This is a genomic window from Blastopirellula sp. J2-11, assembly GCF_024584705.1.
GTDB lineage: Bacteria > Planctomycetota > Planctomycetia > Pirellulales > Pirellulaceae > Blastopirellula.
The window spans coordinates 2,582,800-2,595,129 of the sequence record NZ_CP097384.1 but is presented as its reverse complement, the minus strand read 5'-3'; the positions used below and the strand labels follow the sequence as shown (position 1 = coordinate 2,595,129).

The window sequence follows — 12,330 nt, the reverse complement described above, 5'->3', positions numbered from 1 at the left end:
ATTATTGTGGGGGAAAATCAGCGATGCAAATTGACGCTTCAGCTAGCGCCGGCACGGCGATCGCCGCCAAACCGCTTGCGCCCGACGATCAACTGCAGAGCCTGTTTAGCGAAATATTGCAGCAAGCAGGCCATTCCGGCTACGAATCGGCCGAGGAGTATTCCTCGGATCAAACGCTGGAAGAGGATATTCGCAGCAGTTGGACCAACTGGTTTGGCCCCGCAAAAGCGGCCAGCTACGCCTCCGACTATGATCCGGACCAGTTGAAGCAGGACTACGGCGATCTCCTGGTCCGCTCGCTCAACGAAGGGGGCTACAACGATCCTCAGAGCTTTTTGAAGGGGCTTTCTCAGGACGAACTGCAAACGATCCAGCATGTGCAACGGCTGGCCGATCCGATTCAGGTCGATGGCCTGAACGAGGAGGGCGCGCTCAACCTGTTGATTCCGCCGCCGGCGCAGGTCGATCTCAACTTCGATGGATTGACGCAAAGCGGCAAAGGGCTCGGCATTCGTTTTCCTGACAGCCGTACGCCCAAGAATGTTGCCGACGCTTGGGAAGAAGCGACCGCCGATCTTTCTCCCCAAGAGAAGATGCACTACGAATTGCAGATGAAATTGCCGGTCTTGTTCGCCAATATCATTGTCGACGACCAAGGCTCCTTCGTCCGACAGCGCGAGCCAGGCGACGTCGACTGGGTCAATCCGCTCGCTCGCGGCGATTACTCGTATCTCGACGCAACACAGCAGCAGCTCGACTATTTGGAGGAATATCGATACCAGATGTCTCCGCAGCAGTATGAGCGCGGAACCCAATTTTGGTCGAACTTTCAGCAGCGGCTTCAACAGCACGGCGCGCTGTGAGCGCCCCAGAAATGAAGCTGGCGCGACCGTCACGATAAAAGGCGACATCCATCGCCAAACGGGGCGCCGCTTGGCGAACCGCGCGAAACAAGGCAAAATTGGGGATAGATACCCCCAACCGCAAGGCTTCGCATGATCTCGACGATCCAACGCACTCACTTAGTCCGCGTCGGCGCTGTTGGCCAGATTGGCCGCTTCGTCTCGGTTGACGCGGTCGCTTATCGCCGCGGCATGCGCGTCGTTTGTCGTACTGCGCGCGGCCTGGAAGTGGGAGAGATCCTTAGCCCGGCGAACGATCGCGGGCAAGATACCGATGGTTCGATCCTGCGCGGCATGACGCAGCAAGACGAAATGTTGCTAGAGCGACTTGAGAAAAACAAGCAGGAAGCGATGTCTGCCTGCACGGCTCAGCTAGCCCAGCGCAACCTGGACGCAACGCTGATCGACGTCGAACAACTCTTCGACGGGCAATCGCTCTTCTTCTATTTCCTAGGAGAAGTATCGCCGGAAATCGAGCGTCTCACCGAAGGTTTGGCCGAAACGTACGACGCCAAAGTGCGGATTCGCGAGTTCGCCAAGCTGTTGGACGAAGGCTGCGGCCCCGGCTGTGGAACCGACGAAGGCCCCGGCTGCGGCAGTAGTTGCTCGACTTGCTCGCTGGTCGGCGGTTGCGGCGTCAAGAAGACGAAAGGGTAGTTGTTGGAATGACGAATGACGAAGAACGAATGTCTAATGAAGAGGGGACTTGGCCAGATCCTCTTGGCCTCCTTCGTCATTAGGATTTAGTCATTCGACATTTCCCCACCTATCCTTCGTACGCTTCCAGATACTCCTGCGAAGCCAACCGATAGTGCTCAGCCGCATGACGGATACGAGCCAGATCTTCGTCGGTCGTTTGGCGAACTACTTTGCCGGGGACGCCCATCACGACGCTGCGCGGCGGGATTTCGCAGTTCTCGGTAATTAAAGCGCCGGCAGCGACCAACGAGCCGGCTCCGATTTTTGCATTGTTGAGGACAATCGCCCCCATGCCGATCAAGACGTCATCCTCGACGATCGCGCCATGCACAATCGCGCGATGCCCAACCGAGACGCGATTTCCCAGCAGGCAAGGGGAGCCGGGATCGGCGTGCAAGACGGCGCCATCTTGCACATTGCAGGCGGCGCCGATGCGGATCTGTTCGGTATCGCCGCGGACGACGGCTGAGAAGAGCACGATCGATTCGGCCCCCAACGTGACGTCTCCCAACACCGTTGCGGTGGGAGCAATCCAAGCCGTCGGAGCGATCAAATGCTCGTGGAACTCTAGCTGCAACCGTTTCTCCATCAGGCTACTCTCCCATTTGGCCGAGCGTCATCAACAGTTCCGACATTTCGCCGGCAGCGTGCGCGTTCCCTTGTCGCTGCGCTTCCTCGATCCCATCGCGCAGCCAGGTTCGCGATTCATTGGCGCGGCCCGCTTCGGCAAGCATTTGCCCTGCCATGAAGTAGGCCGGCACATAAGGAGGGGTTTGCTGGATCAATTGATCAAAGCGGGCGAGCGCCTCGGCATGAGCGCCTTCTTTGCGATATTCCATCGCCAGGCCGTACAGCAGGAATGAATCGTTCGGCTCGTCTGCTAGCAACGCTTCGATCTGTTCGCGTCTCGACATATTTCTTACTTTCTCCCGACGGACGTTACATCCGTCAAAGTCAGGCTATTTTCCGCTATCGGCAAAATGCATTAAACCGGTTGGCGCGTTACGACCGATACCAACGTCTGAGACCACCGAATTCCATCCCCCAGTTGGGTTTCAGCTATGTTCCGAAAAGCGATCTTTATCTCGGTCAGCCTTAGCGTCCTCGTGGCCGTCAGCGCCTACTATCTTACCAGCGACCAAGCCGCTGCGAATGATAGCAACGTTGCGGAGCCGGGCCGAATTGCGGACCATTTGCCTGGCGCTGTCCGTGCGATCGCCCTTGATGAGGGGCATACGCATGGAGCGATTCGCTTGGCCGGAGCGGAAGAAGAGCTGACTCCGCTGCAAAAATTTCAGCCCCAAGGCGCGCTGCCTATTCGCCGACCGATCGAACGCTCCGTGACCGATCTACCGGCGCCGACCACGCAATTGACCGCGGCTGAAGAAGACGAAAAGCCGTCAAGCCGACGCCATGCCGTAGCCGCATCTGGTGGAGCAGCCAGCGACGCGGGACTACCGCCAGCTTTGCGAGCCGCGCTGTCGGCGATGGAAGAAGGCGGAAATCCAGTCTCCAAGTCGCTCAAACCTTCGACGCCGCCAGCTGCTGCGGCGCCGCAGCCATCTTCACGACGCTTTAACCCGGCCGCAAGTCAGCCGACCGAACCGGAAGCCCCGGCTGCTGCCGCGCCTTCCAGTGGAAGTCGCTTCGCGCCTGCCGCTCCGGCGCCGATTTCGCGTTGGAACGCTGACCCAGCCGAGAGCGCCCAACCAACTCCGCAGAAACAAGAGCCTGCTGAAAAGAGTCCGAGCCCGATGCGATTTAGCGGTAGTGACTCCGGTCAATCGGCAACAACCGCCCAACCGACCGACGGCTCGCTGCTGACAGTCGCTTCGCCGACAGTCGCGGTGCAAACAATCGGTCCAAAGTCGATGGTCGTCGGCAAGCCTGCGTTGTTCCAAGTGGTCGCAAAAAACCTGGGCAAAGTCGACGCTCGGGAACTGACCATCAAGATTCAAACGCCGCACGGCGTCGAGCTGGTCAACCAACGCGCCGGCATGGGCACCGCCCAAGCGAACACGATGGGGGGCGCGTCAAATTTTATCGTCTGGCAGATTCCAGTCTTGCCAGCCGGGTCGGAAGGGACGCTTCAATTGGAACTGGCGACTCGCAACAGTCGCGGCTTTGACCTGGGCGTTGACGTCGCCTTTTCGGCGGCCAGCGCTTCGACCATGGTCAATGTGCTCGAACCAAAACTGAACATGGCGATTCAAGGCCCCAGCGAAGTGCTGTTTGGCGAAACGCAGATCTATAGCATCGTCATCACCAACCCAGGCAGCGGCGTCGCCGAAAACGTCGGCATCACGCTGATGCCGTTGAAAGCGGGACAAGACCCGACCACCTTCGACCAGATCGGTGAGATTCCGCCGGGCGGAAAGAAAGTGATCGAAGTCGAATTCGCCGCTCGCCAGGCGGGAGAATTGAACATTTCGGCCGAAGCGTTCGCCGATGGCGGACTCCGATCGCAAGCGTCGGAAGCGGTGATTGTGCGTCGCGCCAACCTGCAAATGGTCGCCAGCGGCCCACCGGTCAAATACGCGGCGACCTCGGCCAGCTACGTTTTCAACGTCACGAACAACGGCAACGCCCAAGCGAGCGACGTGACCGCCGAAGCGACCCTGCCGACCGGCGCCAAGTTTGAATCCTGCTCAGAAGGCGGCAAATTTAACGCCGTATCCAATAAAGTTGTCTGGACGATTGGCGCACTCGAAGCCAAAGCGGTTCGCTCGTTAAAGCTCGACTGTACGTTGATGGTCGGCGGCAACAACTCGATCGTCGCCAATTGCCGATCGTCCGACGGTTTGCTGGCCTCGCAAAACATCACGACGATGGTCGAATCGGTCGCCGATCTGAAACTATACGTCAACGATCCGAAGGGTCCGGCGCCGGTGGGCGAAGAAGTAACCTACGAATTTCGCCTAGACAACCGCGGCACCAAAGCGGCCGAAGGGATCGAAGTGACCGTTCAATTCTCGCAAGGAATCGAACCGACGCAAGTCTCTGGAGGCCAGGCGACCATTGACGCCGGTCAGGTGATCTTCAGCCCGATCCAGTCGCTGGGTCCCGAGAAGAACCTAGTCCTGAAAGTCTCCGCCAAAGCGTTGACCGCCGGCAGTCACAGTTTTCGCGCCGAAGTTCGCTGCCGCGAGCCGGTCACGAAACTCGCAAGCGAAGAGACGACTCGCTTCTATGGAGAAGGAGTGCTGTCAAAATCGCCGCAGTCGCCGGCGACTCCGCTGAAGACGCCGCTCATGGAAGCGCATCGTCCGGCCGAACCGACCCCCTTGTCGCCGACGCCGTACAGCCGCTTTCGCTAATCAGAACGCTGATGCCTTGCCCATCCTCTTCGTAGCCCGAAACGCGAGTTTTGAGGTTGCGCTATTTGGCCGAACGGATCCCGGTTGGCCGCGATAGCTTCGCTATCGGGGCCGACGAAGTCGGTAAGAGGCATCGAGCCGCGGCCGGACCTAGAGCGGTGGTTGCCGCGCCGTTTGAAATGGCGAAATGGCCCCGAGCTGCATACCGGGAACCAATGCCTCTTACGGCTGCGCCGCCCCGATAGCGGAGCTATCGCGGCCAACCAGGGAAAAAGCGCAACGTCAAACTCGCGTCTCGAAGCTCCGGTGAAGATTGACCTGAGCGGAGAAGAGACGAAAGAGTGGAGCAGCGTCTGTGCTTTCAATCGAGCGCTTAGTCGTTGCGGCGATCAAAAGCCAACGGCTCCACCGCGCGAGGATCACCAACACGAACGACCAGCGAACCGTCCAGCAGTTCCTCGATCGTCTTGCCGATCACTTCGGCTCGCCAACCTTGCGTTAGCGACGGCGCTTCTGGGGCTCCGTCCATATGATGAGCAATCAGATCACGGACATCTTGCACGGTGCAAGCTAGACTGGGCGCGACTTTCGCCTCGCGACAGATGCTTCCCAACGCGGCCGCCAAAAATTGGCCGAGCACGCCATATTGCTTTCCCTGGTTCCAGCTTGGCTGCGACGAGGGGCAGTCGTTTTCGTCCAGGTCGAGCGCGATTTGAATTGCGTCGGCGATCTCTTCAAAGTAGCGATTCAGGTCGCTGCGCTGCATGCCGCGGATTGCACGAATTTGCTTCAGGTTCGACGATTTTCGCTTCGCCAACTCCGCGATCAGGTCATCACGCAAGATTCGACGAGCAGGGATGTTGGCGGCGGACGCCCGATTGTCGCGCCACTTCCAGAGTTCGCGAACGATCGCCAGCGATCGGCGACTGAGACTGCCGGTGCCTGAAACGTTTCGCCAGCGTGCGCGCTGCGTCGATTCGATCAGCGCTTCCTGCCAGGAGGTCATTTCTTCCTGCAACCAGGAGAAGCGATCCAGCTTGATCAGCTCTTTTTCTAACTCTTGGGCGGCGGGGCCGAGATAGGCGACGTCATTCAGCGCATATTCGATCTGCCGCGAGCTGAGGGGGCGAACGCGCCAATCGGTGCGTGTTTCGCCTTTGGGAAGCTTTTCGTCGAGCAGCCGCAGGATCAAATTACCGAACGAAGCAGGGTACTCCATTCCAATCAGGCCGCCGGCGATTTGCGTATCGAACAGATTGGCCGGCGGTTTGCCGGTCGCACGATAGCAGAACAAAAATTCTTCGCGCCCCGAGTGAACGACCGAGACATGATCGCCGCCGGCGATCAGCTCCCAAAAGACGTTCATATCATCCATCCGTTTCGGATCGATAATAGCCAATATGTCACCGGCCGCAATTTGCACCAGACATAAGTCAGGCAAATAGACGTCTTCCGAGACGAACTCGGTATCAAAATAGATGTGCGACTCTGACCGAAGCCGGTCGCAAAGATCAGTGAGTTGGGCTTGAGATTCGACGTATTCGTGATTCACGGCTGCATCTATGTCGCTGGAGCGAAAGTCGGTACTTTGCTCCAGCGTACTAAGTCGAGAGCCGGACGACTAGCGGCGAAACAAGGCGCCCCTCGCTTCGCCGACCAAGTATTACCCGCTTATCGCAGGAAGATTAACGACATCACGACCATTACCGGCAGCAGGATCGGCAAGCTGTAAAACAGCACATAACCGAAAAAGCTAGGCATCCGGACGCCCGATTCTTCGGCAATCGCACGGACCATAAAGTTGGGACCGTTGCCGATATAGGTCATCGCTCCCATGAAAACGGCGCCCAAGCTAATGGCGACCAATTTCAGAGAAGCTTCGGCGCCTCCCTCCATGTGCAGCATTTGAACCAGATGCTGGCCCGAGTACTGAGCGTCAGCCGTCTTGAAGAAAACCAAGTAGGTGGGAGCGTTATCTAGCACCGCCGACAAGCTGCCGGTGATCCAGAAAAACTTTTGCGGCGTGTCGATCCCCAGGTTGGGACCATGCAAGTTGAGCAATTCCAGCGCCGGCTGCATGCAGATGAAGATGCCGACGAACAACGCGGCGACTTCGACGATCGCATGGTAGTTAAACTTGTTATCGGTGCGAACCGCCTTCGAGCCCAACCAGAGGCTGAGCCCGACCAAGGCCAATTGCACCACTTCTCGCAAGTAGACGAACGGATGCCAATCGGTTCCTGGGAACGGCTTTTGCGGATCCAACAAGGCGACCGACAAGATCACGCCGACCAGCAACAGCGCGTTCGGCATCAAGCCGCGAATGCGGAGCGGCGAGATTTCGGTTTCGTCACGAGCGACGTCTGACTTCTTTTCTTTGGGGTAATAGTAGAATTTGTCGATCAGATAGAACATCGCGATCAACACAATATTGACCATGAGCCACGGCATCCACAGCGCCCACATCGTCCAGAGGAAATCAACGCCTTCCAGATATCCCAGGAACAACGGCGGATCGCCGATCGGCAACAAACAGCCGCCGCAATTGCAAACGACGAAGATAAAGAAGACGACCGTATGCTGGACGTATTTGCGTTCTTTATTGGTCTCGATCAGCGGGCGAATCAACAACATCGCAGCCCCAGTAGTGCCGATAAAGCTGGCCAACAATCCCCCCACGCCCAAGAAGGTGGCGTTGGTAAGCGGGTGAGCCGGCATGTCTCCTTCAATGCGAATTCCGCCCGAGATGACGTAGAGCGAAAAGAGGAGGACGATGAATGGGATATATTCTTTCAAGATCGCGTGATCGATGCGGGAGATCGCGGCGCCAAATCCTGCTTCCGAATAAAGGACCAGATAGTAGACCAGCGTAACGCCGGCCAGAATTATCGCGACCAGGAAGCGATTAGTGTTACTTTCCCACCAGTGAGCCGTAAATCCGACCAGCGGAAAAACCGCAATCGCGCCCAACAGCAAGATAAACGGAGCAACTGCCGCCATGTGAGGCGGCGCGTGTGCATGACCATGATCGGCCGCGGCATGCTCCGCTTCGTGGTGTTCCCCTGCTGCGGCATGTTCGTCATGCGTCGCTTCGACGGCGACGTGCGACGCTTGCGGTTGCGTCCAGCCGGCGAGCGTCGCCAATAGAAACGCAACAAGGATAGCGGCAATCGCAAGCAATACGGGCCGATCCGAACCGCCTTCGTGGTGATCGTGGGACATAGCCGTTCCAGAGAAAGCTGATTCGCTGTGGTCAGAATTGATGATTGCGTTAGGCATGACTCTACTTCCGAAGGGTTCGGACATGCAGGCCAAAGCGATTGACTTGCACGGTTTGCGGTGGGAAGCGACGGCCATTTCCTCCAATTTGGAGATAATCTGATCGACGCGAATGCAGGCAAACATAGGTCACTAGCAACGACAAACAAGCTACCACGGAGCCAATTTGTCGCCAAGGCGGCATTAACGAGCCTTAATTTATTGGCGAATCGTCGCATCCCCTCTATGATAAGGCTCTTGCGCCGATGCATAGTCGCGATAATCGGGCGCATCGCCACTTTCCCGCCATTATGAATAGCCCAATTCCTCCTTCTCTTTGGCTTGCCGCCAATCAACGCCCGGCCCAGGTCGCGGCCCTGTTTTCCACCATTTTCTTCGCTTGTAGCGGATTATCCGCACTGCTGCGCAGCCCGGTCGCTGGGGGATTCGCCCTCGGCCTGCTCGCCGCGGCGATTGTTGCGGCGGTGGTGACCTTTCGCTTGTGGCAGCCTCCCCGAATCCGCTACGAGCATCCCAACCTGGTGCTGCGGTTTCCCGGCGCCGGCGCGTTTCACGTCCCGCTGGAAGCGATCGAATGCTTCTTTATCGGCGTCGCAAAATACGAAGCAGCCGGATCATCGCCTCCGCGCGAATCAGTCGCCGTCGTCGTTCGCCTGGCCGAGCGCGCGCGCGAATGGAAACAACGTGACGTGCCTGCCGAGTATGGGCGGTGGTGCGACGGCTATGTCGTCTTGGACGGAACCTGGTGCGAACCGATCGCGGAAGCCAAAGTTCTGCAACTCAATCGCTGGCTGGTCGACGCCAAAAAAATGCCGGCAACTACAGGAATCGAGAAATGACCCAGCTGCTCGTTTCGGTGCGCTCGGCGGCAGAAGCGGAAGCGGCGCTCTCCGGAGGCGCCGATTGGATTGACATCAAAGAGCCAACCCTGGGATCGCTCGGCGCGGCGGAACCGCACGTTTGGCGCGAGATTGTGCAAACGGTCGACCAGCGCGTGCCGGTCAGTATCGCTTTGGGCGAAGTCAGCGACGGCGCTAGAACATGGCGTCCCGATTCTTTTCGGGGGGCGAGCATGGTGAAATATGGTCTGGCGAAGCTGTCCGACTGTACCGATTGGATGTCAATCGCTTCGACTGCTTATGAGCGAGTCCCCGATTCTTGCTCTCGCGTCGCGGTTTACTATGCCGATGAAGAACGAGCGAGATGCCCGCCGCTCGCCGATGTGGTACAATGGAGCAAGCAGATTTCGGCCTCCGCGATTTTGATCGATACCTTTGTGAAGGATGGCCAAACGCTCTTCGATTTTTTGTCGCTCGACCAGCTTGCAACCGCAATTCAGCAGATACGCGCCGCCGGCGTAATCGCCGCTTGCGGCGGTTCCCTCACCAAGCTGCACTTTGCAGACGTGATCGTCGCCGGTGCAGACGTGTTAGCCGTGCGCGGTGCTGTTTGCAATGGTTTACGCACGAGTGCGATTGATCGACAGCTTGTTCGTCAGTTGAAAGCGACGATGAATTCCTTTGATGGCGAATCGAACGTCGCGCAAGCTTGCGCGACATAGCTACGTTTTGCTTGACTTTTCATTTTCGCCGTTTGATACTGTTCCTTTCGATTCGGCGGCAAGGCGGGCCGCGCTGGATCGTTGGCGTTTTTGCGAGTTAGCGTGTCGTTTTTGATGCGTCGCGCGGCAGGCGCCGACCCCTGTCCAGTTAATTTCTATTCGAAGGAGACTCTATCGTGCCAAGCTCCGTACTTGAAGCGATCAAGATGGGCATTTGGGACTACGAACCCACCGACACGAAATCGACTTCGTTCGATTCGACGGACGCATTGCCTGGCACTTCGGAGAAATTAGATATCCTGGCCGCTCGCTTAGAAAAAGGGCTCCCCTTGTGGCATCCGAGCGATCGCCGTACCTTCGACGATACGGAAGCGACCCGTTTTTTTTCGTTCTAACGTTTCGTTCTGACGTTAGCCCAACGGGATCATCTCGGAACATCATTCAGCGTCGCCTCGTCGGCGAGGAGTCAACCCATGCCAGGATTTCACGTCGAAGTGCCCCATCCGCTTGGCCAAGCGGCGGCAGTAGAAAAAGTGCAATATGTGCTGGAGAAAATGCGCGGCCGCTTTGAAGGCCAAGTGAAAGATATGCAGCAGACGTGGGAAGGAAACATCATGGCGTTTTCCTTTCGCACGATGGGCGTCGACATCAAGGGAACGATGGAGGTCCTGGAGGATCTCGTCATCGTAAAAGGTAGTCTTCCTTTCGCCGCGATGCTGTTCAAAGGTCGTATCGAAAAATCGATTCGCGAAGAACTCGAGAAAATCGTCAATCGACCCTCAAAATCGCCGAAGGCCGATCCGCCGCAATAGTTGTTGACTTTGCGCCCGATTCTTACTTACGTACGTAGTCCGCTGTTGCGAGTCGCCAACGGCAGTCGTGTCGAACTAGGCTTTGGCCATAGCGCCGTCCGCCGGCTTTCCTTGGACGTCGCTCCATTGCTCTACGACACGACGCACGTCGCGGCATTCGATGCAATGGCACGGCTTCGAAATCGGGCAGGGAAGGCCTTGCTCCTTTTCGCAACGGAGCAAGAAGGCTTGCACCGCCGGCATCATGCAGCCTTGTTCGGCGCAGCGGCTCGAGGGCTTGATGATAAAATCGGTCGCTCCTTTGCGCAGCGCATCTTTCAATACGCTGGTTTGATCGATGGCGCTGACCATCAGGATACGAGCGTCGGGAAACTCGGCTCGGATGTTCTCTAAAGCGTAAATCCCATCGTAGTCGGGCATGACGATGTCAAGCGTCATCGCATCTGGACGGAATTTTCGAAACGCCTCGAGGGCCGCGTGGCCGTTATCCGCTTCGCCGACAACTTCCCAGCCCGACGCGATTGCCGTTTCTTTGATCATTTCACGAATGATCATCGCGTCATCAGTAACTAGTAATCGCTTCGACATAATTTCAATCCTACGATCAGAAAATCGCTTCTTTAGATAACGGTTGAGGTCACACCCATGACGACGACTTCCAACTGCGACGATTGCGGCGAGAAGTGAACTTTACGTCCCTTCGCTCCCCCGACATCTTCGGCGATCAGTGGAATTTTCTTTTCTTTCAGTTGTCGACGAACCTCTTCTGCATTTCGTTCGCCAATATTGATTTGACTGTTACCGAACATGCAAGCGCCGCCGGTGATTTTGGCGCGCAATTGCTGTGGGTTCGCCCCTTCGTTGCGCAACTGTTGCAACATCGCGGGAATCGCCGAATCGGCGAATCGCCCCGGTGAGCCTGGCCGGCCGCCGGAGGTCGGCAACACGACATGGGCCATCGCCGCAATCCGACGGGACGGATCGTAGATCACCACGCCGATACACGACCCCAATATCGAGGTCAGCATTTCGTCATTGCGGGCGACCAGAATCTGGCCGAGCCCTACGTTATGTTGTACTGCAATTACCATGCGTTCAGCCGATACCTGCCCAATATGCTTTCGCCGGGAAATAGAAAACTACGCGTCGATATGCAGCGCATCTTCCATTTTTTTACGCATCTGGATGTTAGGAACGAAAAACACGTTCCAGTTGAGCTCTTGATCGCCTTGCGTGAAACGGGTTCGACAAATCAGCACCTGATCGTCGATTCCGGCCTGCTCCATCAACGCTTGCTGAAGGACGCTGGCGCCGTAGTCTTGTAAAAAATAGGGAGGCGAGGGAACCAGCTCGACCGCCATGAGTCGTGTTAACGCGTTCAAGTAAGCACATCCCAAGATGTTGCCTGTTTCGCACAACGCAGAACGCTCGAGCGGCGACCACTGGCCGGAACCGGACTGTTTGGAACTGAGCAGCGACGAGGCCAACTCGCGGCCATTCTCTTCGTCGAAGCAGAGAATCATCGATCCGCCGATCTCGCCGTTGAGCGTCAGCACGACCATGGTCAGCATTTCCATGCCAAAGTCATACTCTATCGAAACTTCCTCCAACGGGATCTCGCGCACCTCATCCAGCGACATGGTGATCAAACCGTTCGTCCAGCGACACATCGCTGCCGAAGCTTCGTGCGTAGCGGCGCCCAGAAGTTGATGTAGAACTTCAAGATGCCCACTACTTATTTGATGATTATCTGACATCTG

At 57.2% G+C, this 12,330-nt stretch carries 14 protein-coding genes; 7 read left to right on the top strand and 7 right to left on the bottom strand.

Annotated elements, in window-relative coordinates; all coding sequences use genetic code 11:
- The first annotated feature begins 23 nt into the window (after nucleotides 1-23).
- Nucleotides 24-863 (top strand): hypothetical protein, encoded by an 840-nt coding sequence (locus tag M4951_RS10735; RefSeq protein ID WP_262026480.1) that lies wholly within the window; start codon nucleotides 24-26, stop codon nucleotides 861-863.
- A gap of 132 nt (nucleotides 864-995) precedes the next feature.
- Nucleotides 996-1,559, top strand: coding sequence for a PSP1 domain-containing protein (locus tag M4951_RS10730; RefSeq protein WP_262026479.1), 564 nt, complete (start codon nucleotides 996-998; stop codon nucleotides 1,557-1,559).
- Nucleotides 1,560-1,668: 109 nt separating this feature from the next.
- On the opposite strand, the gene M4951_RS10725 is transcribed toward M4951_RS10730, so the two are convergent.
- Together M4951_RS10725 and M4951_RS10720 are read right to left on the bottom strand one after the other, a co-directional pair.
- Nucleotides 1,669-2,190: a gamma carbonic anhydrase family protein gene (locus M4951_RS10725; protein ID WP_262026478.1), complete on the bottom strand. Its 522-nt coding sequence runs from the start codon at nucleotides 2,188-2,190 to the stop codon at nucleotides 1,669-1,671.
- Between the two features lie 4 nt (nucleotides 2,191-2,194).
- Nucleotides 2,195-2,515, bottom strand: coding sequence for a tetratricopeptide repeat protein (locus M4951_RS10720; protein ID WP_262026477.1), 321 nt, complete (start codon nucleotides 2,513-2,515; stop codon nucleotides 2,195-2,197).
- Between the two features lie 147 nt (nucleotides 2,516-2,662).
- Between M4951_RS10720 and M4951_RS10715 the strand changes: the two genes are divergently transcribed.
- Nucleotides 2,663-4,918, top strand: coding sequence for a hypothetical protein (locus M4951_RS10715; RefSeq protein ID WP_262026476.1), 2,256 nt, complete (start codon nucleotides 2,663-2,665; stop codon nucleotides 4,916-4,918).
- A gap of 373 nt (nucleotides 4,919-5,291) precedes the next feature.
- Here the strand turns inward: M4951_RS10715 and M4951_RS10710 are convergent, their stop codons facing one another.
- Nucleotides 5,292-6,470 (bottom strand): ribonuclease D, encoded by a 1,179-nt coding sequence (locus tag M4951_RS10710; RefSeq protein ID WP_262026475.1) that lies wholly within the window; start codon nucleotides 6,468-6,470, stop codon nucleotides 5,292-5,294.
- Nucleotides 6,471-6,589: 119 nt separating this feature from the next.
- Nucleotides 6,590-8,140: a sodium:proton antiporter gene (locus tag M4951_RS10705; protein WP_262026474.1), complete on the bottom strand. Its 1,551-nt coding sequence runs from the start codon at nucleotides 8,138-8,140 to the stop codon at nucleotides 6,590-6,592.
- 302 nt (nucleotides 8,141-8,442) lie between these two features.
- Between M4951_RS10705 and M4951_RS10700 the strand changes: the two genes are divergently transcribed.
- From M4951_RS10700 to M4951_RS10685, 4 genes are all read left to right on the top strand, one after another.
- Complete coding sequence (locus M4951_RS10700) at nucleotides 8,443-9,036, top strand: hypothetical protein (RefSeq protein ID WP_262026473.1); 594 nt, start codon at nucleotides 8,443-8,445, stop codon at nucleotides 9,034-9,036.
- Nucleotides 9,033-9,758, top strand: a complete 726-nt coding sequence (locus tag M4951_RS10695; protein WP_262026472.1) for a (5-formylfuran-3-yl)methyl phosphate synthase — start codon at nucleotides 9,033-9,035, stop codon at nucleotides 9,756-9,758. The genes M4951_RS10700 and M4951_RS10695 overlap by 4 nt, the downstream gene beginning before the upstream one ends.
- A 176-nt stretch (nucleotides 9,759-9,934) precedes the next feature.
- Entirely contained in the window at nucleotides 9,935-10,153 is a 219-nt protein-coding gene (locus tag M4951_RS10690) for a hypothetical protein (RefSeq protein WP_116344400.1), read from the top strand.
- A gap of 78 nt (nucleotides 10,154-10,231) precedes the next feature.
- The gene (locus M4951_RS10685; RefSeq protein ID WP_262026471.1) at nucleotides 10,232-10,570 is read left to right on the top strand and encodes a polyhydroxyalkanoic acid system family protein; all 339 of its coding nucleotides are present in this window, start codon (nucleotides 10,232-10,234) and stop codon (nucleotides 10,568-10,570) included.
- Between the two features lie 75 nt (nucleotides 10,571-10,645).
- On the opposite strand, the gene M4951_RS10680 is transcribed toward M4951_RS10685, so the two are convergent.
- Genes M4951_RS10680 through M4951_RS10670 form a run of 3 tightly spaced genes read right to left on the bottom strand, consistent with a single transcriptional unit; the run spans nucleotide 10,646 to nucleotide 12,327 of the window.
- Nucleotides 10,646-11,158: a response regulator gene (locus M4951_RS10680; RefSeq protein WP_262026470.1), complete on the bottom strand. Its 513-nt coding sequence runs from the start codon at nucleotides 11,156-11,158 to the stop codon at nucleotides 10,646-10,648.
- 32 nt (nucleotides 11,159-11,190) lie between these two features.
- A complete protein-coding gene (locus M4951_RS10675) occupies nucleotides 11,191-11,661 on the bottom strand; it encodes a chemotaxis protein CheD (RefSeq protein ID WP_262026469.1) in 471 nt (156 codons plus the stop codon).
- A gap of 48 nt (nucleotides 11,662-11,709) precedes the next feature.
- Complete coding sequence (locus M4951_RS10670) at nucleotides 11,710-12,327, bottom strand: chemotaxis protein (protein ID WP_262026468.1); 618 nt, start codon at nucleotides 12,325-12,327, stop codon at nucleotides 11,710-11,712.
- Between the last annotated feature and the right edge of the window lie 3 nt (nucleotides 12,328-12,330).

Bases quoted from the DNA above. Each gene is read 5' to 3' on its own strand.
- M4951_RS10735 (WP_262026480.1), top strand. From the start codon at position 24: ATGCAAATTGACGCTTCAGCTAGCGCCGGCACGGCGATCGCCGCCAAA.
- M4951_RS10730 (WP_262026479.1), top strand. From the start codon at position 996: ATGATCTCGACGATCCAACGCACTCACTTAGTCCGCGTCGGCGCTGTT.
- M4951_RS10725 (WP_262026478.1), bottom strand. From the start codon at position 2,190: ATGGAGAAACGGTTGCAGCTAGAGTTCCACGAGCATTTGATCGCTCCG.
- M4951_RS10720 (WP_262026477.1), bottom strand. From the start codon at position 2,515: ATGTCGAGACGCGAACAGATCGAAGCGTTGCTAGCAGACGAGCCGAAC.
- M4951_RS10715 (WP_262026476.1), top strand. From the start codon at position 2,663: ATGTTCCGAAAAGCGATCTTTATCTCGGTCAGCCTTAGCGTCCTCGTG.
- M4951_RS10705 (WP_262026474.1), bottom strand. From the start codon at position 8,140: ATGTCCCACGATCACCACGAAGGCGGTTCGGATCGGCCCGTATTGCTT.
- M4951_RS10700 (WP_262026473.1), top strand. From the start codon at position 8,443: ATGCATAGTCGCGATAATCGGGCGCATCGCCACTTTCCCGCCATTATG.
- M4951_RS10695 (WP_262026472.1), top strand. From the start codon at position 9,033: ATGACCCAGCTGCTCGTTTCGGTGCGCTCGGCGGCAGAAGCGGAAGCG.
- M4951_RS10685 (WP_262026471.1), top strand. From the start codon at position 10,232: ATGCCAGGATTTCACGTCGAAGTGCCCCATCCGCTTGGCCAAGCGGCG.
- M4951_RS10680 (WP_262026470.1), bottom strand. From the start codon at position 11,158: ATGTCGAAGCGATTACTAGTTACTGATGACGCGATGATCATTCGTGAA.
- M4951_RS10675 (WP_262026469.1), bottom strand. From the start codon at position 11,661: ATGGTAATTGCAGTACAACATAACGTAGGGCTCGGCCAGATTCTGGTC.
- M4951_RS10670 (WP_262026468.1), bottom strand. From the start codon at position 12,327: ATGTCAGATAATCATCAAATAAGTAGTGGGCATCTTGAAGTTCTACAT.